Here is a 20,941-nt window from a genome sequence, read left to right on the forward strand (position 1 = left end):
CCCTTAAAAAATGACCCCTGCATGTAAAATGACGTTGGCGTAAGGTGTCGCTTCCCCAGTTCGAATGACGACTTTTGCTTTTGCTACCTCTCGTTTGAAGTCTTCATGCGAACACATGTCGACGTTGGTGTATCGTTCTTTCAGTGAAGTTGCAATCGTCGGATTGTTTATGAGGATTTCCTCGGCAATCGTGATGCGCTCTACGACCAAATCCGATTCGACGACATCGAGCACCTCTAGAAATGATGGTTCTCCGACTCGGAGACTAAGGTCGACCCGCTTCACCCCGTCGGGAATTGGTAATCCGCAATCCGCGATGACGACACGATCTGTATGACCAAGGTCGGCAAAGATTTTTGCTAGATGACTGTTTAAAATCCCTTGTTTTTTCATCACACGCGCTCCAATCGTTGTAATACATCTTGCCGTGTCGGCATTCCGCCTTGGGCACCAAACCCTTCGACGCTCATGCCCGACGCGACCACCGCAAACCGCACCGCCGCCTCTAGCTCGTTTTGTTCGATGAGGGCAACAGCGAGCGCACCGTTGAACGTGTCACCTGCCCCTGTCGTATCGACGACGTTCGCTTGAATCGCTGGTACGTGTCGCACCTCTTGCCCGTCATGGAACCGAACGCCACGGACGCCCTCTGTGACGAGTAGCTTGTTCGGATATCGTTCCAACACTTCATCCACGGAGGCGTCGTTAAATAAGTCACGACACTCATGTTCGTTCGGTGTTAAGTACGTGACCGCTTCAACCACTTCCGGTGGGAGGGGTTGAGACGGTGCCGGATTGAGAAGCACCGGGATTCCTTTTGCCTTACAGTAAGCGGTCACTTGTTTGACCGTTTCGATTGGAATCTCGAGTTGCAAGAGTACGAACGACTGCTCATCAAGAAGTTGGTCCAATTCTTCCTCCGTGAAGATGACCTGTTTGTTCGCTGACTGGACGACGACAATCGAATTATCGGCTTCCGCCAAGACGATGTGTGCCGTACCTGTCACTTCGTTCGGGACGATCTGAACATGCGTGACATCGACGTCTTGCTGTTTAAAGTTTTCAATCATCTGTTCGCCGAACGGGTCACTTCCAACACAACCGACCATCTGCACAGCACCGCCTAATCGAGAAGCGGCGACCGCTTGGTTCGCACCTTTCCCCCCTGGAACGGTACGAAACGACTCGCCGATGACCGTTTCCCCTGCTTGCGGACGTTTGTCGGACGTGACGACAAGGTCCATCGATATACTGCCAATGACAACAATGCGCTTCATTCTTTATCTCTCCTCCCGCTTTGTCGTTTGTCTTTCAAGTAACGTGACCGGTAAAAGCATCTCTTTCGGTCGTGTATCTTTTTTCTCAATCAAATCCAGCAACCGCTCTGTCGCCACTCGTCCCATCTCATAGATGGGCTGCACGATGGTCGTCAGTGGTGGAGACGTCATCTCGCCTAATTCAATCCCGTCATATCCGATGACCTGAAGCTCTTCCGGGACACGGATGTGTCGACGAACCGCTTCCTGAAGCACAGCGGCCGCAATCACATCGTTCGCTGCAAAGATGCCGTCAAACGGCCAAGCATGATCGAACAATTGTTGGGACGCTTTCAACGCATCTTTGAACGTGAACGTGGACTCGGTCATCCCGACGAGCTTGTCTCCTGCTACTTCGACAAATCCTTCCGTCCGACGTTTGACCGTCTTCAGATGATCGGGTCCGGCAATATGAGCCAGTCGTGTCGCACCTCGTTTTAACAACGTGTCGGCTGCCAACTTTCCGCCCTCATATCCGTCAGATACGACGGCGTCGATTCCCGCCTTCACGATCCGGTCGAGTGCGACCATCGGTAAGTCCAACGTCTCGTAATTCGGATTGTGCGAATGATTCGTCGTGATGATCAGACCATCGACATGCATCGTCTGCAAGGCGACTAAGTACGTCTGCTCTTTTTCAAGTTGTTCGTCTGTATTGCACAGGACGACTTGATACCCATGCTGATTGGCGACATCTTCAATTGCCCGAGCCAGTTGTGGAAAGAACGGGTTCGTGATGTCTGGCATGATGAGTCCAATCAAATTTGATGACTTTTTATAGAGCGAACGAGCGACTCGGTTCGGTGCGTAATTCAATTCTGCAATCGCCTGTTCAACTGCTTCTTTCGCCTCTTCGCTTACGTATCCGCTTTTATTCATGACGCGTGATACGGTCGCCACCGAGACGTTCGCATGTTTTGCCACTTGTTTGATGGTCGCCATTTGTCATCCTCCGTTCTGGAAACGCTTACAAAACCATCTTAATGTGTAACCGGTTACATATCAAGAGGTTTTTATCATTTCATGAAAAAACACATTGAAACAGCGCTTCAATGTGTGGAGAACGTCGGATTGAGTTGGACATAGACGAGGCATTCTACCGTTCGTCCGTCGAGTCGGGTCAATTCTTGCGTTTTCGTGAACGCATACGTGAATCCACATTTCTCAACGACGCGTCGCGATTGATCATTGAAGCTGAAATAGCCGCACCAAATCCGCTCCAGTCCTAACGCTTCGAATCCAAATCGAATCATCGCCTGAACGGCTTCCGGCACATAGCCGTGCCCCCAATAATCGGGGCTGAGTACATAACCGATTTCACGTTGGGCCTCATGTTGAATCATTGGGTCCGGTCTTCGGTCGTGTAATCCAATGCTGCCAATCACTTGCCCGGTTTCTTTCAACACAATCGCCCATACGTCTTTTTCTTCAATAAACAGTCGAATGACATCTTTCGTCTCTTCAACGGATTCATGTGGCGCCCAGCCGGCCATCGGTCCGACACGTTCGTCTTTAGCGTAACGATACATATCCTCTGCGTCTTCTAGCGTAAATGCTCTTAACATCAACCGTTCTGTCTCCATCTTGATCATATAAACCCATCCTTTTCCTTCAAGTTGTTTCTTTCCCCAACCTAATGGGAAAACGTTAGGCGAGGAGGAATGAACATGCCATTTGATTATGACTTAAACTTCGATGAAATCGACTTCCGACAACAACCGGAACTGTATCGCGTCGGGCGTGGTGAACAAGGTGTACTACTCGTGGAACCGTATAAAAGTGAGATTTTGCCCCATTGGCGATTCAAGACGCCAGACATCGCCCAGCAATCCGCTGAAGAGATCATGGAATTGTTTGAACAGTATCGCGCGAACGATGATTTTGTCGGAATGGACATGGCCCGAAAGTTCATCCAAATGGGCTACACGCGGGCTCGACGTTACGCCAATTACAAAGGAGGACGTAAATATAAAGAAGACGGTGACATCCACGAGCGCGAAATTGACGAAGAAAAAGCAGAGTCTGCCCGTATCTTCAAAACGTATTGGGATCAACTCCGCGCCGATGAGGATTATTTACGACGTAAAAAGGCGCATCAAAAACAGTATGGTTAATCGCGCACCATCACGTGGAACGGGACACCATTGCGTTCAAACGATGTGATTATACGAAAGCCGACCGTTTCGTATAGATGAATCGCTCGCTCATTGAAAGAAGCAACGGTCAGACGGAGCGGTTTCCCCCGTTCCAATGCCCTTTCGATGACGTATGTCACAAACGACCGTCCGCGTCCCTTACCTGTCAAATCGGGTCGCATCCCGAATCCGATATCCGTCATATCTGAAGAATACGAGTAGTCCGAATTCGGAACTTGGGCCGGGGCGCCGATGCAATAGAAGCCAATCAGCTCGTGTTCTTCTACCATCGCCTGATACGTCATCAACTCGTCAATCCCCTCTTCGGAAGGCGATTGATTATAGAAATCATAAGGAGCTGCGTACGTCCATTTTTGAATTAGACTTGCCCATTCAGATGTCATCGGTTGGTGGTTCACTTGGTTTTCCTCCGTACTCTTTTCATGGTTACTATGTAAAAAAGATGAGGTTTCCCCCATCTTTATTTTCGAGTCCAATCTGCCTTCATCTCCACGTCCGCCGCGTGCATCAGATTATGAATCGGGCATCGTGCCTCGACGCCTTTTCGTAGTTCGGCAATTCGCTCATCCGACTCGGTCGTATCCAATACGATTTTCATCTGAACTGACTCAAAATACGTTCGGACGCCTTCCATCCCTTGGAATCCTCTCGGATCGAGTGTCCCTTCCGTCACGAATTGGACCCCTTCATAATCAAAATTTAAATCTTGGGCGACATAGGCAATCATGATCGTCGTACAAGACGATAGCGCTCCGAGAAGATATTCGAGCGGATTCGGTCCCATATTCGTTCCACCAAGCCGTTCCGGCTCATCCACGATAAAAGGGGTGTGCTCTCCTACACGTACAGTTGTCTTGACGCCTCCTGCCTCTCCTTCGGCACGCATCGTTACTAACGGTCTTTCTGACATATCCCATCCTCCTCTCAACGATTAACCATTTCTATGTTCCCGTTATTTTGGACCATGTAACGCCTCATCATAAATCGCATAATCATTTTTGCCGCCTTGCTTGATTTGATACATCGCCTGGTCTGCTTTGTGAATCAATGTATCCAAGTCCGTCCCTTGGCCTGGGGCGTGACTGACCCCGATACTTGCCCGAATCGGAATCGTCACATCCGACGTTCTGTAAGGGTTCCGGTTCAACGTCATCTGGAGCTCATGAATAAACGCAAGCACTTCGGATTCCGTTATGTCGATTACATAGATGTAGAACTCATCGCCTCCGACACGGGAAGCCAAGCCGACGTCTCGTGCCGACATTTCCAATAGCCCACCCAAATGGGTCAAGAAGTGGTCCCCAATTTGGTGTCCATACGTATCGTTGACCGCTTTGAAGCCGTCCAAATCAATGATGAGTAATGATAATCTCGATGCATGAAGCAACTCGTGATCTGCCCGTTCATAAAAGGCACGTCGGTTTGCCAATTTCGTAAGCGGATCATGGTAGGCAAAGAAGCGAATCGTTTGCTCGGCCTCTTTGAACGAATGTACATCCCGTATGATAATCATCCCATGGATTGTTCGATCAATATCGACGAAGTCCCCATCGATGACGACATATCGCTCTTGCCCAGACTTCGTCATAATCTTTGTTTCAAATTCTAAAAACTTCTTCCGTGTCCTGAAGTGTTGGCTGTAATGTTCAATCCATTCCGCTTTTTTCTTTTCCGGTAACAAGTCGACGAAGCGTTCATTCACGACACGTACCGTATGGAATAACGTTCGTGCAGCCGGGTTCGCACTCTCTACCTTGCCTTCCGAATCTATCAATAGGATAGCGGATGGATTCAAATTATAGAGGGTGCCGTATCGTTTCACGTAAGAAGTTAAGAAGTCCAAACGATTCATCGCGATGACCAAGGCCACCGCCCAAACGAGCCCGCCATACATGTATGAATAGGGCGGGATGAATCCACGGAATTGAAAATAGCCGAATACGACATCCCACACCAACACGGCATTTGCAGTCCAAAAGAGCATGCGCAACACGCGTTGGTGCTCCCTTCGCTCTGCGCGTTTTAGCGCATAAAAGATCAGACCGATAATCAATAGGTGAAAGATGTTTCCGACAGTCAACGTAATCAAATAAGAAGAATTGAATTCGGGATAAATCCAAATGCCCACTTGTTCAAATTGCTGGCTGTTGATGATGTTCTCTCTCCGAATGTATGTCAATATGACAGGAATCAACGGTAAATAGACGACCCATGGATAAAGCCAACGAGGTGCTTTCGCTCCAACGCCCGTAATATTTAATATGAAGTGCACGGAAAAAATAAAGATGAAAATCCCGGCATTCCCAAACCAATACGCAATGAGTGCCGGACTATACTCAATCGGAGAAAGATGGCGAACGAACTCCGCCAAGAAAAGCATCGAATAGCCGAATACAAACAGGCTCAGCAACCGATGCTCGACTTTATTCGGATTTCGTTGAAAGACATCGAGTGCTAAAAAGCCGAGCAAAAATGACGGCAATAAGTAAACCACCAGATAAATGAACATCTCGGTCATGCAGAACCTCCTTATTGATTCGTATTCGATTATTTCGCTATGTTGCACCCTTTTCCCTCTTTAAAGCGACAAAAAACGGGATGATTTACATCCCGCTCCTAATATCACATGCTTATAACGTTTCTTCGATTGGGGTATCCCCTTTAATCAAATCAATCGCTTTGTTCTGTGCATTCGAATGGTTATGCAGCACGTGCACCAAGAACGACGCCACGTCTTCGCGTGGAATCTCTCCACTTCCTTCGAATTTCGTGTTCACTTTGCCCGTTCCTGCATCGTCTGTCAAAGCACCAGGACGTACAATCGTGTATGTGAGTCCACTCTGTTCGAGCAAGCGATCTGCGTGATGCTTCGCTACGTAGTAGGGCTTCATCGAATCTGGCCAAGACGAGCGATCTTCTGCTTTTAAGGCGCTGACCATGACGAAGTGTTTGATGTTCCCATTCGCTTGTGCCGCTTCGATACTCTTCGCCGCACCATCTAGGTCAATCAAAAGTGTCTTGTCTGCCCCAGTGCTTCCACCAGAACCTGCCGCGAACACGATGACATCCATCCCATCAATCGCCTTTTGCAAATCTTCTACTGAACCCTCGAGGTCACCGAGTACCGCATTATACCCTTTTGACTTAAAGTCCTCGAGTTGTTCTTCCTTACGTACCATCGCCGTGACTTGATGTTTTCCTTCCTTGTGTAACTTCTCCACCAATTGGTGGCCAATCTGACCGTTTGCACCGATTACAAATACGTTCATCTGTCTTCCTCCTCAAAAATGAATTCAGAGACAAGCGAAACGCCGGGTAGCCGTTGCTACATCCGGTGCAGAAGCAATGGCAGAGATAACGGCAACGCCGTCTGCCCCGTCATGAATGATTGAAGGAACATGCTCTGGACGAATACCTCCGATCCCCACAATCGGAAGCTGTGGATATTGCAGACGGACCTGTCGAATCAGTTCCGTCCCACGCACATGTCCCGCATCCAATTTGCTTTTCGTCTCATGAATCGGACCGATTCCGACATAATCTGTGAACGGAAGCGCTGCACGCACTTCTTCCATCGTATGGACAGACACTCCTAACCATTTATCAGGTCCTAATTGTTCACGAACCCATTCGGCTGGTAAATCGTCTTGTCCGACATGTACTCCATCTGCATCAATCGTAAGTGCCAACTCTACATCATCATTGATGATAAACGGCACTTCCGCTTGGCGACATACCTGTTGGAGCGTCCTAGCCATTGCTTCTTTTTCATCTCCATACAATGCATCTTTACCTTTTTCGCGAAATTGAAAACATGTCACACCACATCGAAGTGCCGTTTCGACGGTCGACACCAAATCAAAAGCATCGATTGTCCCGCACACAAAATAAAGACGAAGTTGCTTAGCGAGCGCTTGTTTCGTACAGAACGTCAACGGTAATCACCTCTTCTTTCGCTAAACGATGTCCCCAATGATTCGTCGGTCCATGCCCCTGTCCAATCGATAATCCATGTGTAATCGCCTGATGAATAAACTGCTTCGCATCTACGACGGCTTGGCGTAGCGTCTTTCCATATGCCAATTCGGCCGTCAAGGCTGCAGAGAACGTACATCCCGTTCCATGTGTATCTTTCGTCTTTATGCGAGGTGCGCTCACTTGAAATGCTTCAGATTCAGTCACAATCAAATCGACTGCCTCCACACCTTCCGTATGCCCACCTTTGATGATGACGACATCGACACCGAGTCCACGAATCGAATGAGCGGCTTTCATTCGGTCGGACTCCGTCCGAATCTTAATTCCGGCCAATACTTCTGCCTCAGGAATATTCGGGGTCACGACCGTCGCATGTGGCAACAGTTTCGTACGAAGTGCTTCGATTGCATTCTCCTGCAACAAAGAAGCGCCCCCTTTAGCCACCATGACAGGATCGACGACGACATGCTCGAACCGATGGCGTTCAAGCGCTTTTGCCACCGCTTCAATTCGCTCCGCATCTACCAACATTCCCGTCTTACATGCCGTAATGTTAAAATCGTCAGTTACCGCATCGATTTGCCCAATGATCATTTCCGTGGAAATCGCTTCAATCCCATGAACACCAAGTGTGTTTTGAGCCGTGATCGCAGTCAGCACACTCGTCCCGAACGCACCGAGCTCTTGAAACGTTTTTAAATCAGCTTGAATCCCGGCGCCTCCCCCTGAGTCAGATCCGGCAATCGTCAATACTTGCGGTCTCATGATGTCGACACCTCGATTCGATTCGTCGGGATCGTATGTTGCGTCAATTGATGAAGGGCATTTAAGAAGTGAATCGGAAAATCTCCTGGTCCTTCTGCCCGTTCACTCGCCAACTCCCCGCAATAGGCATATCCCGACACGGCTGTCACCGTCGCCTTTAGGGCGTTCTTCTCGACCGCTAGACATGCTCCGACGACCGCACTGAGTAGACAGCCTGTACCGGTCGTCTCAGTCATTCGTTTTGTTCCGCCGTGGACTTCTATGACGACACTTCCATCACTGACCAGATCTTCTTTTCCGGTCACCGCCACGACACATCCATAGCGTTTCGCCGCTCCGAGCGCCAATTGGCGTGGTTCACACGCCCCGTCACCCGCATCGACACCACGTGCTGCCCAATCGACGCCGACCAATGTGGCAATTTCTCCTGCATTCCCACGAATAACCGACACGCGGACGTGACGAAGGATACGCTCGACGACATCTCGACGAAATGACGTTGCCCCGACACCGACCGGGTCGAGCACGACCGGACATCCCGCTTCATTTGCAGCTTGCCCTGCACGAATCATCGTCGCTTCGGTCATCGTACCGAGTGTCCCGATGTTGAGTACGAGCGCATCGCTCACAAACGTCATCTCTGCCACTTCCTCAATCGCGTCTGCCATCACCGGGGAGGCGCCAATGGCGAGCAGTCCATTCGCCGAAAAATTGGCGACGACCGTGTTTGTGATGTTGTGAATTAACGGCGCCTGCTTTCGAATCTCACTCCAAATCTCATGTCTCATTGGTTGACCTCCTGTGACAACGTCCATGATTCGAGCGTCCATGCCATTTCCCAGAAGGCGACTTCGTAGTAACAACTCTTCAAGAAAAGTTTTGTGTAACGCACGCGTTCTTCTTCCGTTGCTTGTCCAGCCAATTCATCCAACCGATCAATCTGCTCTTCCACAAGCTCACGGAACCATTCCGAACCGTACGTCGCAATCCAAGCTGAATAAATCGGATGGTCTGGTCGTTTGTCTTTTAGTCGTTCACCGATTTCGTAATACACCCAATAACACGGAAGGATTGACGCCAATACATCACCGAGTGTCGGTCCTGCTTGTTGCATATGAAGGGCATACGCATAAGCGGTCGGTGCCGGCTCGAATGTCGCTAGTTCCACGTCTGTCACGTTAAGCATCGTAAAGAACTCACGATGAAGGGAGAGTTCCGCCTCAATCGTGTGCAACGCATGCGTCAAAAAGCGGCTCGATAGTTCCATCGTTGGTGCGAACGTCGCTCCTTTAGCCTGTACTTTTGAAAACTGATTCAAATAGTAAGAGTCTTGCATGACGTAATGTCTGAACTTCTTCTCGTCGAGCGTCCCTTCCCCGAGTGAACGGACGAACGGATGATGGAAGCTTGCTTCAAACAATCCGTCTGCTTCCTGACGTAAGTGATCTGTAAATTTCATAGTAACTCCCCCTTATAACAGATAAAAAGACGCCGCCTCCCATAACGGAAGCGGCGTCTCGAACAGTCATATCTAGGTGAAGCCATATGATTCGTCTCGCCCACTTCCCTACGCTAGCTTGAACTAGATCAGGTTCGAAGGGTCTGGACCATGTCCATCTCAGCCGCGTGGCGCGACTCCCCTAGTGGCAAACATTATGAAATTCAGTCGTCTTCGACCACATTCTATCAATCTTTTTACCAATTGAAAACCTTTTCCTGTTTGGGCGGTCAACAATTTAAGCTGTTTCTAGCGTCCTGTGATCAGTAAGAACATATTAAATGCGACGAGACCAAGAGGCAACATCGCCACCAAAATAATCGGCCATTTCTTTAAACGAATACCGACAAAAAGGACAAGACTTCCGACTAAAAGGGCAATAAATGTCGTATATGGGTTCATGAAAAAACGCTCCTTTCTCTATAAGGAGCGTTTCCCGGCTCTCGGCCTCATTAATCGTTCGAATGTCGAAGTGTTGCACATGCGGCACGGACACGTCTCGCTTCTTCTTCTCGGAACACGAAATCGCCTTGTTCGGCGACGCGTTGCGCGCAAAAGAAGAAGAGCGATTGCAGGCGGTCATGCGTATCTTCAATCGCACTCAGCTCAGCGGAAGCATATGTTGCCGTAAGCATCTCCCACAACTCTTCCGGCAAGTGGTCGCGCATCCCATCACCTGACTTCCCGAGATTCACGGAGAACTCCGTCGCATAACCGATATTCCATTCCATCATCTGACGGAGCATATTCCGCATGATATCGAGGTGATCGAGCGCATATAGCACCTGATGCCGTTTGATGCCTTTAACGACATAGAGCGACACCCACCAAAACTCATTCCAGCAAGCCGCATACTCGTCAGCAGATGGACGTGTTACGCGATATGTGGTGTCCGAAGGCGTAACGTCCGGATGATGATCTCGGTCGAATACGATTTGACTGAGCGAGTCCGTTTCGAGCATGGCTTCTACTTGATCCACACTCCGAATCGTCAAATCGATCCGATGTCCGTCCACATATTGCACCAAGAATGTCACATGTCGTTTCGGGTCAGTCGTTTCAGGCATCTGCATAATCAAAATATCCCCAAACGTGTCCATCCATGAGGAATCGACCACAACCGCTTGGACATCTTCCACATAAAAAGCAAGGTCGACATCCTGATATGCGTCTGGCTGGATATTCGGATTGACGAGTGAGCCGTTCAACACGACCGTCCGGATGTGTTCACGTTCTTTTGCGAACGCAATCAACTGCTCGATGATTTGTTCTGGTTTCATTCTACAATCGCCCCCAATGAGCGCGCGACTTGAATTGCCTGCATCGCGTCTAGTTTTGTTTGTTGCAATGTTACGTTCGAAAAATCAACCCCGTCGACGAGCGCGCCTCTAAAGTCGGCACCACGACACACCGCGTGTTGAAGCGTCGCCCGAGTCAAGTCCGTCTGTTGCCAGACTGTCTCGGTCAAGTCAGATCCATACAGATCGGCCTCGACCAATCGAACGTGGGACCAGTCCATTTTCTTGAGCGACACGTGACGTAGGTTGACGAACGACCAGTCCCCTTCCGTGACACGAACACCTTCAAACTGACTTTCTTCAAAAGACGATCCGGTCATTTTACATTGTTCAAATTCGCTCGTGAACAAGTTGGCACCATGGAATTGGCAGTTCAGAAACGAGCTCCCGACATGACGGGACGCATTCCATTTCGAGTCCGTGAAATCACAGTTGATGAACTGACAGCGCTCCGTTTGTAGCTCAGTCGCATCGACGTACGTAAAGCGACAGTTCTCGAACGTGACATGTGACAACACTTCGTCGCGGAGTGTCACGTCACGGAAATCTTCATCTCGATATTGTGTATGTGATTGAAACATCATATCCCTCCTTCAGGTATACTAGAACAGATTACAAAGATTGGAAGTGATACAGATGGACCTCGTATTTCCGACTGAACAAGGAGTCTTCAATTATCGCGTCGCCGGTATTTTTTTGAAAGACGGACACGTATTGATTCACCGAAACATCCGGGATGACTTTTGGGCATTACCCGGTGGTCGCGTGACGCTCGGTGAAGAAGCTGCAACCGCACTCGCACGCGAGCTTCATGAAGAGCTGAACATGCAGGTGACCGATACTTCATTCGCCTTTGTGCACGAGAACTTGTTTACGTACAACGATCAACCGTTTCATGAGATTGGACTGTACTTTTATGTAGACGGTGACCTCCCGCTCCAAGACGGAGACTTTTACGGACCTGAAGGAGATCACCTGATTTATCGTTGGCAAAAGCTCGACCGTCTACAAGACGTCACGCTTTATCCGGAAGTACTCGCTCAACTACCGAACCGTTTGCCAGCCCATTCACTCAAGCCGGCTTGAATTTAGAGAAGCGATTTCAACTCATGTAAATGTCGAATTTCATACGTTGACTCCATCGTCGCGGCCACTTCGTTCGGGTTGAACCAACATGTATCTAGACCATACATCCGTCCGCCGGCGATATCTGCCGTGACCGAGTCACCGATAATCAAGCCCTTCTCTGGCGTCACGTTTGGAATTCGGTCGAAGACGTAGTCAAAGAACGGCTTCATCGGTTTTTGCGAGCCCGTCGCATCCGATACGAACACGTCTTGGAAGTACGGCAATAGTCCAGATGACTCTAACCGTTTGAATTGCGTCTCCGTCACGCCGTTCGTGACGATATAGAGTGGATAATCAACGCTCAGCGTTTGGACAATCTCTAACGCACCGTCAATCATGTGCACGCCCGCATGTAAATAGTCCCGATATTGTTGTTCGACATGTGGACCGTCGACGGTGAGACCGAGTGAATCGAACAGTTTCGTGTGACGACCGACCAGCACTTCTTCCCGGTCCACTTCGCCGCGTTCAAAAGCACGCCATAAACCGCTATTAATGTCGACATATCGCGCCTTTACCTCTTCTGTCATCCGGACGTTATAGGATGCGAGCAATTGCTCCAAGGCGACGTGTTCACTTTGCTTAAAATCTAACAACGTATCGTCAATATCAAATAAAATCGCTTCATAACGTTTCATATTTCTTTCTAACCCCTCTCTACGTCTAACTGTACAGGAAGTATTCAGGAACTTCAAAAAGAGTGATGACGAATAAATCACACGTGAGCTCTACTGATTGTATTGACCTCAGCGTTTCTACTTTGACCAACAGACCTATGCTTTCCTCCACTATCTCGAACGTCATGCTTCAACTCTGATCGTTCGACCCATTGAGATGTTTATTTTTCTAAAACAAGTGAATACTTCTTATGGTGAAGAAAAATAAAGGAGTGTTCAAATATGCATACAGATTTTACGAAAATGTACATCAATGGTGAATGGGTAAGCGGATCAAGTGAAAAATCGATCGACAACGTCAATCCGTTCTCAAACGAGACACTCTTCTCGATTCAATCGGCAGACGAAGATGACTTGAATCGCGCGTATGAAGCAGCCAAAGCGTCTCAGACTGACTGGGCCGATATGCTTCCGCAAGCACGACGAGAATTGATTGAGAAGTTTGCCCAGCTGACGATGGACAACAAAGACTTCATCGTCGATTGGCTCGTGAAAGAGTCTGGGAGCACACGCATCAAGGCAGAAAGTGAGTTCGCCGCATCGATGGCCATCATTAAAGAAGCCTCGACGTTCCCGTTCCGTATGGACGGACTCATCAAACCTTCGATTGTTCCGAATAAAGAGAACCGCGTATATCGCAAGCCACTCGGAGTCATCGGCATTATCAGCCCATGGAACTTCCCGCTCCATTTGGCCGTACGTTCAATCGTGACGGCTCTTGCGACCGGAAATTCGGTCGTCGTCAAACCGGCCACAGCGACACCGGTCACAGGTGGTCTCCTGTTCGCATCCCTCTTCGAAGAAGCAGGACTTCCAAAAGGCGTACTCAATGTCGTCGTCGGACGAGGGTCTGAAATCGGCGATGCGATCGTCGAACATCCGATTCCACGTCTCATCTCGTTCACGGGCTCGACCGAAGTCGGACAAGGAATCGCAGAGAAGGCGGGACGTCTCTTGAAGAAAACCGCTCTTGAACTCGGCGGAAATAACGTGTTCGTCGTGCTCGACGATGCCGATCTCGATCGTGCCGTCGAATCAGCAGTCTACAGCAAGTTCTTCCATCAGGGACAAATTTGTATGTCGACGAACCGAATCCTCGTCGCTGAATCGATCCATGATGAATTCGTGGAACGTTACGTCGAGCGCGTTAAACAATTGAAAGCAGGCGACCCGAATGAAAAAGACACGCAAGTCGGTCCACTCATCGATCACGACCAAATCGATCGTATCTTAGAACAGATCGAAAAAACCGTCGATGCGGGTGCGACCGTCCATACTGGTGGAACAGCAGACGGCAACGTCCTCGAACCGACCGTCCTCAGTGGCGTCACGAATGACATGCCACTCGCGAAAAATGAAATTTTCGGTCCGGTTGCGGTCATCCTTTCGTTCAAAGATGACGAAGAGGCTGTCCGTCTCTCGAATGAATTGCCGTATGGATTGAGCGGTGCCGTCCACGGTTCGGTTTACCGCGCGACCAATTTCGCACGAAAAGTCGAAACCGGCATGATTCACGTCAACGACCAGTCGGTCAACGATGAACCGCATATGCCGTTCGGGGGCGAGAAAAACTCTGGTCTCGGTCGATTCAACGGCGAATGGGTGCTCGAAGAGTTCACGACGCTTCAATGGGTGTCCATCATGCATGAACGTCGCGAGTATAAACCTTTCTTCTCATAACACGATCCATACAAAAAACCAGGCTTGTCGGCCTGGTTTTTGTATGATTTCTTTACTCAATAAGCTCACGTAGTCGATTTTGGTTTCTCAATCACGACTTTTCCATGTTCATCTAGGAGAGGTGTCATTCCGCTTAATCCTAAACCACTAGTCATCAAATAATGAACGCCTGTATAGCGATCTACGACAATTTTAATGATTCCCCCACTGATATGTTGTTTCGACTTCAATTCAAATCGTTGTCCCACGAAATGTCTTCCTCCTCTTTTTTGACTTAGAATACCTTCACAATCATCTCATATCTACATGAAACATCTACCATTTTTCACCACTTCAATTATTCTAAGATTTCATTTAGATTCTTGATGTGTTCTTCATCAATTTTAAAATATTTGCTACTTTCTATACCTTTTGAAAAAACGATCTCGTTGTTATCACGGGGCCAAAAGTTCACCATCAATTCCATCGTAGATTCAGCTGGATTATTGATGGTTACTACATATTGAGGAAGACCTCCTGGACGTTCATTTGTGATTGAACTTGTTTCAATCATCGTTTTGAAGCCCTCAATCTTTTCTTCATCTGTCACCCTATTTTCAGCGTACACAATCGTTTGTTCATCAGTATAATTGCCAACAACTAGCTCTCGCTCTTGTTGACCACATCCCATTAAAACAGATAACGAAATCACACTGAGGAAGGTAATCATTTTCTTCAAAAACAGGTTCCATCTCCTCCATATCTTGACTGCGCTTACATACTACTATAAACAAAAGTTTACAAAAAAGACGAACCAAGGCGCATTTCACGCCCCAATTCGTCGACAGTCTGGCTTTAAGCTAAATTTTCTTCACAAACTCTGACTTCAGTTTCATCGCACCAAGACCCTCGATTTTACAATCGATGTCATGGTCGCCGTCCACAAGGCGAATCCCTTTTACTTTCGTTCCTTGTTTGACGACAAGCGATGTACCTTTCACTTTCAAATCCTTGATGACAGTGACAGTATCTCCATCTTGAAGTGGATTTCCGTTCACGTCTTTGATTTGGGACGCTGCTTCCGCTTCGGCAGCCTCGCTCGGTGACCACTCATAGGCGCATTCCGGGCAGACGAGCAGTGGACCGTCCTCATATACATAAGACGATTGGCATTTTGGACAATTCGGGTACTCGTTCATATGTTTTCCTCCATTCGATTCACTCGTTTTAGTATATCGTATGGAGAGACTTCCTTTCTAGACTGTTCACCCTTCCGTAGGTGATGCAGGACCTTCTAAATCTAGTTGATAAAACGATAAATCGAGCCATTTTCCGAATTTATACCCGGCATTTCGAATCGTTCCTGAATGTACGAATCCAACTTTTTCGTGGGCACGGATGCTCGTCACGTTCGATGCGTCAATTCCACCAATCACGGTCTTCATCCCTCTCGATTCTGCGATACGAATGATTTCCTTCAATAGTTTGTTGCCGATTCCTTTCCCGCGATATCCAGGATGTACATAGACGGAATGCTCGACCGTGTAATGATACGCCGGCCACGGACGGAACGGTCCGAACGTCGCAAACCCCATCACGACATCATCCTCGACCCATACGATAATCGGACAATCCTGGGCTTTCTTCTCTTCATACCAGGTCACTCGATTCTCGAGCGTCACCGGTTCGTAATGATAGACGGCCGTACTATTCACGATTGCGTCATTATAAATATGTAAAATCATTTGAAGATCATCTCGTCGACAGTTGCGAATCATACCAACACCTACTTCTCGTTTTTTTCATTATACGAATCCCCTCTTTAAAAGACACGAAAAAAGTGACCGGTCCAGTCGACCAGTCACTCGTTTCATGCGGCCAAACGGTCACACATTGAAGCACATTCTGTACAGACACGCGCACATTCCTGACAATGCGCGTGTTTATGTTTCTCACATTCTTGCGCACAGGCTTTACAAATGACCGCGCAAGCGCGAGCGAGTTCAGGAACAAACGCAGAGTCACGTGTCATCGCCTCAGCGAGAAACGCACAGGCAGCGGCACACTCCCGGTCGAGTCGGATACAATCGACCATCATCTGTACGTCTTTTTCCTCTAAACAGGATTCCAAGCAATAGTTACATGTCTCCACACACTCATGGAGTGTTTCGAGTTCATTCGCATAAATTCGATGAGCCATCTGTGATTCTCCTTTCTCTTCTCCTTCAGTTTTGGACACGTTACTCTTGTTCCCTAATCGATAAAAGAAAAACGACCCAGATCAAGAATCCGGGTCGTTCACGAACTTACGATACAAATAAGCGATTCGATTAAGTAATGTCTCATCATATTGTTTCGGCATAAAACGACAGCGATAAAGTCGATACATTCGCTTCAAGTCTTCCCACTGATGGTCAATGTGTTGTCCTTGTCGAAAGCGCGCCAAGTCAATCAAAAAAATCTGTCCGTTCGGGGTCAAAATAATGTTTCGTAAGTGGACGTCCGATGGGGTCAAGCCTAATAAACGTGCTTGGCGAAGCGCCTCATCTACTACCTCGATATAAGACGGGTCAATCCAAACACCTTCCGTTAGACACTCAAAAAGCGTCTTCCCTTCGATGTAATCCATGACAAGATACGAGTCGCCCGCTTCGTAACAAGTCGGAAAATAAGGAAGTCCCTTTAACTTTTCATAGATGACTGCCTCTTCGATCGCGATTTGTTCATAACCTGGAAAGAACACTTTGATGACACGATCCTTTTCTTTTAAACGAAACACGGCCGCACTTCGTCCGATTCCGTGCAAATGAAGGTCTGGATGCATCGCCGTTACTTGAAACGAGTCGCCCACCCGTTCGAAGGTGACGTCCGCATATTGTGTATAATTACCCATCTGTCACGCCTCTTTCCTGTTTCTCTTCTTTATCATCATAGCGCATACAAGCTCATTTGACGCCAAAATTGCTCGAGAGGGTGACAAGTGACGTCCACTCTTTGAAGACGTATAATGAAGAGCGACTGACAACCAAGGAGGAGTTATTATGCAACGTATCGCTTTGACAGAAGAATTATCATTCTCACGTGTCGTCCATGGAATGTGGCGCCTCGCTGATTGGGACATGACCCCGCAGGAGCGTCTCACATTCATCGAGCAATGTCTCGAGCTTGGGATCACGACGTTCGACCATGCCGATATTTATGGTGGTTATACATGTGAAGGTTTATTTGGGGAAGCGCTAAAACTAAAACCTGAACTCCGTAACCAAATGGAGATTGTCACAAAAACGGGCATCAAACTGACAGGATCGTTCAATCCGGGTCAAACGCTCAACTATTATGACACGACGAAAGAACATATCATCGCGCAAGCGGAGCGTTCGTTGAAAGAACTCGCGATTGATCACATCGATACATTATTGATTCACCGTCCAGACCCGCTTATGAACCCAGATGATGTGGCTGAAGCGTTCATTACGTTACGTGATAGCGGTAAAGTACGCGAATTTGGCGTTTCCAACCACGTCCCATCTACACAGAACTTGCTACAATCACGTCTCCCATTCCAACTCGTCACGAATCAGCTTGAGCTCTCTCCAATGCAATTGAAGCATTTCGAAGACGGTGCGGTTGACCTTTGTCACGAAAAACGGATGCCACTTATGGCTTGGAGCCCATTAGCCGGAGGCCAACTCTTTAAAGATGACCAATATGCACCGCTCCGTGAAAAGCTTGAGGAGATTCGTGCACGTCACAACGCAAGTGGGATTGATTCGATCGTCTACGCATGGCTCATCAAACATCCTGCGAACATCATGCCGATCATCGGATCAGGAAAAATCGAGCGCGTTCAAACAGGTGTCGATGCACTTCAAATCGATCTCACACGTGAAGAATGGTTCGAAATTTTGAAGGCGGCACGTGGTCGAGATGTTGATTGAAGGGAACTTCATCAAATAAATTCCACTCGATTCTAATTTGATTATGTATAAGAAAATTTACTTGTTTTCAAAATCGCTTTATATCAATACTTTTTCGTCAAAAATCGACACGCCAAAAAAGTGAAAAAGTAAAAATAAAGCATAAATGGTTTCATTACCCGTCCAGTTCAAGTTGGACGGGTTTTTTAATTTTTTTTAAAAATAACACATTAATTTTCCTAAGACTAAAGTCACAAAAAAATGGTGCTAGAATGGTGAAAGTGATTCATCGAAGGAGAGTACCGATGTGAAAAAGTACCTGATTTTCAGTACCCTCGTCATCCTATTATTCTTATTCGGATGCGAGGAAGAACGCGCACTCCGACTCCAGCCCGCCCCAGAATTTTATCAAGGACGTGCCTTGTTACCGAACGGACAACAAATCGAAATGCCAGAATCCGACCGTGCGTTGATGATCGAACTGTGTCAACCTGACAATGCGATTTCGACAATTCCGAATGGCGAGAGACGCTGGCTCGGGACGGTCACACTGACACAACCATTGACAGATGTCGCTACGTCATCCACATTTCCGACGGCCACTTTATTTACAATCCATAACGAATCATATGTACAATGTCAGCTAGACTCGATTACGTATGTCACAAAAACCACTAGCTTGCCCGAGAGTTTGAGCGACGTACAATATGCAGCAGACACGTATCCAGACACCGCCAAGATTCGCTTTGCCGAACCACATGAATATGAACACTTTGCGGAAGAGATGAAAAAGCCGATAGGCAATGAGCCCTATCCAGAACGAAAAGGCATCGAACATACCCTTTTCCATATCACCATGCCATTCAACGGACAGTTTGAATTGACCTTGAACTCGTCAGAAGGAGAAGAACGTCTAATGATTCCGATTGATGCATCGCGTCATCCTTATCTTTCAATCGGACTCGGGACAGAGAAATCAGACGATACGTCGCAATATGCGATTTACACAAGCCCGGATCAAAATGATTATCAAACGGTCCTTCGTCCGAAACAAGCGCACATGTCACAAATGTTTGGAGCGAAAGCAGCCTCACAATTGCCATCTGTCCTTGTACCCGGACAACGCTATCCGCTTTATAGTTTTACTTATATGAAAGATGGAACAGCGAATCGTCAGCTCGTTTCCCTCACCTACCATCAACCGGATTTGTTGCATGGAGAAGAATTGACGAAACAAATCCATGCAACATTGAGCAGTGAACGCCATGCCCTGTTTCATGAGTTAGCGCTTCTCGGTACAGAGTCGAAAGACGCTTCGTTTTTACAGCACGTCGGAACAGAAGAAGTAGAATTTCTCTTCCATGCAATTGAACAGGCGAATGCGACATCTCGTGCAGGAACACCTGCACCTGTCCCTTATTTGACACTGTTTCAAGGTGTATGTGCCCAAACGTTTGACGTGAGTTATGACGGGAATGATGTTTACGTCACGAATTCGAAGACCGGGGCCCACTTTAAACTGTTACGTGAGGACGCCATCAAGTGGCATAACCTATTTGAAGGAAACAGTTGAATCGACAGATGCCGAGCGCATCTGTCTTTTTTGCATATCCATGAGGCAAATTAGACCTTATCCGAAACTTTTTTCGGGAAGATAAGAAGGGAAAGGAGTGACATGCTATGACCCATTCATTTATAAGAGATGTCGACAAACATTGGCGCGTCAATTATCGCCAAAACGGATATCCGCACGTCCAACAAGGTTGGATATTACCCCCTGAACAAAAAGAGGCATTCGATCCCTTTATTTTAATGGCAGAAGACTGGTTCAAACGAGGGACATTTTCGGATCATCCTCATCGTGGGTTCCAGACGATCACATATGTCATCGACGGTCGCCTCGAACACATTGACAACCATGGAGGGCATTCGATTTTAGACGCCGGGGATGTTCAATATATGAATGCCGGGTGGGCCGCCCGTCATGCAGAAGAGGCGGTCGACGATGACCTCATCCATACGCTTCAATTGTGGTTGAATTTACCGAAGTCTCTAAAGACGACGAAGACTTCTTATCAAAATGTATATATCGAAGATGCACCGGTCGTAGCGATTGATGGTGGACAGCTTCGCGTCTACTCTGGTGAAATCGCCGGTGTGAAAGGGCCGATGGAAAGTCTCGTTCCAATCACGATGACAGAGATATTGTTGAAGGAAGGCGGCGAATACGAACATGTCCTACCTGCGAACCATAACAGCTTCTTGTATGTACTCGCTGGTTCGATTGAAGTTGGATCTTCCATTACGCCACTCAGCAAAACAGACGTCGCGACATTGACGTTCGACGAGACGTCTGATGCGATGAGTACCCTTCACCTCAAAGCGACAAGCCGCACACGCGTCCTCATCTATTCGGGAAAACCGATTCGAGAAGAGTATATTGCGCACGGTCCTTTCGTCATGAATACGGAAGAGGAGATTCGCCAAGCCTTCCGCGACTATCATAGCGGTGACTTCGGCCCCCCAGCCGTCAAATAAACAAAGGGAGC

General features: G+C 47.9%; 28 protein-coding genes and 1 riboswitch. Of the genes, 6 read left to right on the forward strand and 22 right to left on the reverse strand.

The genetic code is table 11. The features are described 5' to 3' along the window. Window positions 1-3: 3 nt before the first annotated feature. From rbsD to KNO75_RS10095, 4 genes are all read right to left on the reverse strand, one after another. Window positions 4-393, reverse strand: a complete 390-nt coding sequence (gene rbsD, locus KNO75_RS10080) for a D-ribose pyranase (RefSeq protein ID WP_214821534.1) — start codon at window positions 391-393, stop codon at window positions 4-6. Further along, window positions 393-1,277, reverse strand: coding sequence for a ribokinase (rbsK, locus tag KNO75_RS10085; RefSeq protein ID WP_214821537.1), 885 nt, complete (start codon window positions 1,275-1,277; stop codon window positions 393-395). Before rbsK ends, rbsD begins: the two co-directional genes overlap by 1 nt. A gap of 3 nt (window positions 1,278-1,280) precedes the next feature. Continuing rightward, window positions 1,281-2,258 (reverse strand): LacI family DNA-binding transcriptional regulator, encoded by a 978-nt coding sequence (locus KNO75_RS10090; RefSeq protein ID WP_214785946.1) that lies wholly within the window; start codon window positions 2,256-2,258, stop codon window positions 1,281-1,283. Between the two features lie 107 nt (window positions 2,259-2,365). Beyond that, complete coding sequence (locus tag KNO75_RS10095; protein WP_214821539.1) at window positions 2,366-2,908, reverse strand: GNAT family N-acetyltransferase; 543 nt, start codon at window positions 2,906-2,908, stop codon at window positions 2,366-2,368. A gap of 75 nt (window positions 2,909-2,983) precedes the next feature. On the opposite strand from KNO75_RS10095, the gene KNO75_RS10100 reads away from it, so the two are divergent. After that, a complete protein-coding gene (locus KNO75_RS10100; protein WP_214821540.1) occupies window positions 2,984-3,430 on the forward strand; it encodes a DUF4385 domain-containing protein in 447 nt (148 codons plus the stop codon). Here KNO75_RS10100 and KNO75_RS10105 read toward each other — a convergent pair. The 11 genes from KNO75_RS10105 to KNO75_RS10155 all read right to left on the reverse strand — a co-directional run bounded on the left by KNO75_RS10105 (window position 3,427) and on the right by KNO75_RS10155 (window position 11,592). Continuing rightward, entirely contained in the window at window positions 3,427-3,870 is a 444-nt protein-coding gene (locus KNO75_RS10105; RefSeq protein ID WP_214821542.1) for a GNAT family N-acetyltransferase, read from the reverse strand. The genes KNO75_RS10100 and KNO75_RS10105 overlap by 4 nt on opposite strands. 62 nt (window positions 3,871-3,932) lie before the next feature. After that, a complete protein-coding gene (locus tag KNO75_RS10110; protein ID WP_214785938.1) occupies window positions 3,933-4,382 on the reverse strand; it encodes an OsmC family protein in 450 nt (149 codons plus the stop codon). A gap of 42 nt (window positions 4,383-4,424) precedes the next feature. Next, window positions 4,425-5,990, reverse strand: coding sequence for a GGDEF domain-containing protein (locus KNO75_RS10115; protein WP_214821544.1), 1,566 nt, complete (start codon window positions 5,988-5,990; stop codon window positions 4,425-4,427). A gap of 112 nt (window positions 5,991-6,102) precedes the next feature. Then, window positions 6,103-6,741, reverse strand: a complete 639-nt coding sequence (locus KNO75_RS10120) for an SDR family oxidoreductase (RefSeq protein ID WP_214792497.1) — start codon at window positions 6,739-6,741, stop codon at window positions 6,103-6,105. Between the two features lie 24 nt (window positions 6,742-6,765). Next, window positions 6,766-7,407, reverse strand: coding sequence for a thiamine phosphate synthase (gene thiE, locus KNO75_RS10125; protein WP_214821546.1), 642 nt, complete (start codon window positions 7,405-7,407; stop codon window positions 6,766-6,768). Beyond that, a complete protein-coding gene (thiD, locus tag KNO75_RS10130) occupies window positions 7,376-8,215 on the reverse strand; it encodes a bifunctional hydroxymethylpyrimidine kinase/phosphomethylpyrimidine kinase (RefSeq protein ID WP_214785930.1) in 840 nt (279 codons plus the stop codon). Before thiD ends, thiE begins: the two co-directional genes overlap by 32 nt. After that, window positions 8,212-9,003: a hydroxyethylthiazole kinase gene (gene thiM, locus KNO75_RS10135; protein WP_214821548.1), complete on the reverse strand. Its 792-nt coding sequence runs from the start codon at window positions 9,001-9,003 to the stop codon at window positions 8,212-8,214. Before thiM ends, thiD begins: the two co-directional genes overlap by 4 nt. Next, window positions 9,000-9,674, reverse strand: a complete 675-nt coding sequence (gene tenA / locus KNO75_RS10140) for a thiaminase II (protein ID WP_214821550.1) — start codon at window positions 9,672-9,674, stop codon at window positions 9,000-9,002. Before tenA ends, thiM begins: the two co-directional genes overlap by 4 nt. An 88-nt stretch (window positions 9,675-9,762) precedes the next feature. Next, a riboswitch (TPP riboswitch) is annotated at window positions 9,763-9,867 on the reverse strand. A 95-nt stretch (window positions 9,868-9,962) separates the two neighbouring features. Continuing rightward, window positions 9,963-10,115 (reverse strand): hypothetical protein, encoded by a 153-nt coding sequence (locus KNO75_RS10145; RefSeq protein WP_012727577.1) that lies wholly within the window; start codon window positions 10,113-10,115, stop codon window positions 9,963-9,965. A 50-nt stretch (window positions 10,116-10,165) separates the two neighbouring features. Next, window positions 10,166-10,993: an aminoglycoside 6-adenylyltransferase gene (locus KNO75_RS10150; RefSeq protein WP_214821558.1), complete on the reverse strand. Its 828-nt coding sequence runs from the start codon at window positions 10,991-10,993 to the stop codon at window positions 10,166-10,168. Continuing rightward, a complete protein-coding gene (locus KNO75_RS10155; protein WP_214792489.1) occupies window positions 10,990-11,592 on the reverse strand; it encodes a pentapeptide repeat-containing protein in 603 nt (200 codons plus the stop codon). Before KNO75_RS10155 ends, KNO75_RS10150 begins: the two co-directional genes overlap by 4 nt. A gap of 55 nt (window positions 11,593-11,647) precedes the next feature. Here KNO75_RS10155 and KNO75_RS10160 point away from each other — a divergent pair, with 55 nt between their 5' ends. After that, the gene (locus tag KNO75_RS10160) at window positions 11,648-12,097 is read left to right on the forward strand and encodes an NUDIX hydrolase (RefSeq protein ID WP_214821560.1); all 450 of its coding nucleotides are present in this window, start codon (window positions 11,648-11,650) and stop codon (window positions 12,095-12,097) included. Between the two features lie 2 nt (window positions 12,098-12,099). Here KNO75_RS10160 and KNO75_RS10165 read toward each other — a convergent pair whose 3' ends face one another. Continuing rightward, entirely contained in the window at window positions 12,100-12,777 is a 678-nt protein-coding gene (locus KNO75_RS10165) for a YjjG family noncanonical pyrimidine nucleotidase (RefSeq protein WP_214785920.1), read from the reverse strand. A gap of 261 nt (window positions 12,778-13,038) precedes the next feature. Here KNO75_RS10165 and KNO75_RS10170 point away from each other — a divergent pair, with 261 nt between their 5' ends. Further along, window positions 13,039-14,496 carry an aldehyde dehydrogenase family protein gene (locus KNO75_RS10170; RefSeq protein WP_214821562.1) on the forward strand — a complete coding sequence of 486 codons (1,458 nt, stop codon included), beginning with the start codon at window positions 13,039-13,041 and terminating at the stop codon, window positions 14,494-14,496. A gap of 65 nt (window positions 14,497-14,561) precedes the next feature. On the opposite strand, the gene KNO75_RS10175 is transcribed toward KNO75_RS10170, so the two are convergent. The 6 genes from KNO75_RS10175 to KNO75_RS10200 form a co-directional block, all read right to left on the reverse strand. Beyond that, window positions 14,562-14,744, reverse strand: a complete 183-nt coding sequence (locus tag KNO75_RS10175; RefSeq protein ID WP_214821564.1) for a DUF6440 family protein — start codon at window positions 14,742-14,744, stop codon at window positions 14,562-14,564. 89 nt (window positions 14,745-14,833) lie between these two features. Next, complete coding sequence (locus tag KNO75_RS10180; protein ID WP_214821566.1) at window positions 14,834-15,214, reverse strand: hypothetical protein; 381 nt, start codon at window positions 15,212-15,214, stop codon at window positions 14,834-14,836. A 121-nt stretch (window positions 15,215-15,335) separates the two neighbouring features. Next, window positions 15,336-15,674: a zinc ribbon domain-containing protein YjdM gene (locus tag KNO75_RS10185; protein WP_214785216.1), complete on the reverse strand. Its 339-nt coding sequence runs from the start codon at window positions 15,672-15,674 to the stop codon at window positions 15,336-15,338. Between the two features lie 66 nt (window positions 15,675-15,740). Next, window positions 15,741-16,253, reverse strand: coding sequence for a GNAT family N-acetyltransferase (locus KNO75_RS10190; RefSeq protein ID WP_214821568.1), 513 nt, complete (start codon window positions 16,251-16,253; stop codon window positions 15,741-15,743). 92 nt (window positions 16,254-16,345) lie between these two features. After that, window positions 16,346-16,675: a four-helix bundle copper-binding protein gene (locus KNO75_RS10195; protein ID WP_214785912.1), complete on the reverse strand. Its 330-nt coding sequence runs from the start codon at window positions 16,673-16,675 to the stop codon at window positions 16,346-16,348. An 81-nt stretch (window positions 16,676-16,756) separates the two neighbouring features. Beyond that, on the reverse strand, window positions 16,757-17,368 hold the full coding sequence (locus KNO75_RS10200; protein ID WP_214792473.1) for a protein kinase family protein: 612 nt from the start codon (window positions 17,366-17,368) through the stop codon (window positions 16,757-16,759). Window positions 17,369-17,516: 148 nt separating this feature from the next. Between KNO75_RS10200 and KNO75_RS10205 the strand changes: the two genes are divergently transcribed. The 3 genes from KNO75_RS10205 (at window position 17,517) to KNO75_RS10215 (ending at window position 20,930) form a co-directional block, all read left to right on the forward strand. Then, on the forward strand, window positions 17,517-18,413 hold the full coding sequence (locus KNO75_RS10205) for an aldo/keto reductase (RefSeq protein ID WP_214821570.1): 897 nt from the start codon (window positions 17,517-17,519) through the stop codon (window positions 18,411-18,413). A gap of 286 nt (window positions 18,414-18,699) precedes the next feature. Next, on the forward strand, window positions 18,700-19,965 hold the full coding sequence (locus KNO75_RS10210; protein ID WP_214792466.1) for a hypothetical protein: 1,266 nt from the start codon (window positions 18,700-18,702) through the stop codon (window positions 19,963-19,965). 107 nt (window positions 19,966-20,072) lie between these two features. After that, window positions 20,073-20,930 carry a pirin family protein gene (locus tag KNO75_RS10215; RefSeq protein ID WP_214821573.1) on the forward strand — a complete coding sequence of 286 codons (858 nt, stop codon included), beginning with the start codon at window positions 20,073-20,075 and terminating at the stop codon, window positions 20,928-20,930. Window positions 20,931-20,941 lie beyond the last annotated feature (11 nt).

Origin of the sequence: Exiguobacterium sp. s35, assembly GCF_018617535.1 — a bacterium.
Lineage (GTDB): Bacteria > Bacillota > Bacilli > Exiguobacteriales > Exiguobacteriaceae > Exiguobacterium > Exiguobacterium aestuarii.

What these genes read in the sequence shown, in the direction of transcription:
- tenA (WP_214821550.1), bottom strand. Translation starts at nt 9,674, where the DNA reads ATGAAATTTACAGATCACTTACGTCAGGAAGCAGACGGATTGTTTGAA.
- KNO75_RS10205 (WP_214821570.1), top strand. Translation starts at nt 17,517, where the DNA reads ATGCAACGTATCGCTTTGACAGAAGAATTATCATTCTCACGTGTCGTC.
- KNO75_RS10155 (WP_214792489.1), bottom strand. Translation starts at nt 11,592, where the DNA reads ATGTTTCAATCACATACACAATATCGAGATGAAGATTTCCGTGACGTG.
- KNO75_RS10120 (WP_214792497.1), bottom strand. Translation starts at nt 6,741, where the DNA reads ATGAACGTATTTGTAATCGGTGCAAACGGTCAGATTGGCCACCAATTG.
- KNO75_RS10200 (WP_214792473.1), bottom strand. Translation starts at nt 17,368, where the DNA reads ATGGGTAATTATACACAATATGCGGACGTCACCTTCGAACGGGTGGGC.
- thiD (WP_214785930.1), bottom strand. Translation starts at nt 8,215, where the DNA reads ATGAGACCGCAAGTATTGACGATTGCCGGATCTGACTCAGGGGGAGGC.
- KNO75_RS10090 (WP_214785946.1), bottom strand. Translation starts at nt 2,258, where the DNA reads ATGGCGACCATCAAACAAGTGGCAAAACATGCGAACGTCTCGGTGGCG.
- KNO75_RS10185 (WP_214785216.1), bottom strand. Translation starts at nt 15,674, where the DNA reads ATGAACGAGTACCCGAATTGTCCAAAATGCCAATCGTCTTATGTATAT.
- rbsK (WP_214821537.1), bottom strand. Translation starts at nt 1,277, where the DNA reads ATGAAGCGCATTGTTGTCATTGGCAGTATATCGATGGACCTTGTCGTC.
- rbsD (WP_214821534.1), bottom strand. Translation starts at nt 393, where the DNA reads ATGAAAAAACAAGGGATTTTAAACAGTCATCTAGCAAAAATCTTTGCC.
- KNO75_RS10190 (WP_214821568.1), bottom strand. Translation starts at nt 16,253, where the DNA reads ATGATTCGCAACTGTCGACGAGATGATCTTCAAATGATTTTACATATT.
- thiM (WP_214821548.1), bottom strand. Translation starts at nt 9,003, where the DNA reads ATGAGACATGAGATTTGGAGTGAGATTCGAAAGCAGGCGCCGTTAATT.
- KNO75_RS10115 (WP_214821544.1), bottom strand. Translation starts at nt 5,990, where the DNA reads ATGACCGAGATGTTCATTTATCTGGTGGTTTACTTATTGCCGTCATTT.
- KNO75_RS10145 (WP_012727577.1), bottom strand. Translation starts at nt 10,115, where the DNA reads ATGAACCCATATACGACATTTATTGCCCTTTTAGTCGGAAGTCTTGTC.
- KNO75_RS10170 (WP_214821562.1), top strand. Translation starts at nt 13,039, where the DNA reads ATGCATACAGATTTTACGAAAATGTACATCAATGGTGAATGGGTAAGC.
- KNO75_RS10165 (WP_214785920.1), bottom strand. Translation starts at nt 12,777, where the DNA reads ATGAAACGTTATGAAGCGATTTTATTTGATATTGACGATACGTTGTTA.
- KNO75_RS10160 (WP_214821560.1), top strand. Translation starts at nt 11,648, where the DNA reads ATGGACCTCGTATTTCCGACTGAACAAGGAGTCTTCAATTATCGCGTC.
- KNO75_RS10195 (WP_214785912.1), bottom strand. Translation starts at nt 16,675, where the DNA reads ATGGCTCATCGAATTTATGCGAATGAACTCGAAACACTCCATGAGTGT.
- KNO75_RS10095 (WP_214821539.1), bottom strand. Translation starts at nt 2,908, where the DNA reads ATGATCAAGATGGAGACAGAACGGTTGATGTTAAGAGCATTTACGCTA.
- KNO75_RS10100 (WP_214821540.1), top strand. Translation starts at nt 2,984, where the DNA reads ATGCCATTTGATTATGACTTAAACTTCGATGAAATCGACTTCCGACAA.
- KNO75_RS10215 (WP_214821573.1), top strand. Translation starts at nt 20,073, where the DNA reads ATGACCCATTCATTTATAAGAGATGTCGACAAACATTGGCGCGTCAAT.
- KNO75_RS10150 (WP_214821558.1), bottom strand. Translation starts at nt 10,993, where the DNA reads ATGAAACCAGAACAAATCATCGAGCAGTTGATTGCGTTCGCAAAAGAA.
- KNO75_RS10110 (WP_214785938.1), bottom strand. Translation starts at nt 4,382, where the DNA reads ATGTCAGAAAGACCGTTAGTAACGATGCGTGCCGAAGGAGAGGCAGGA.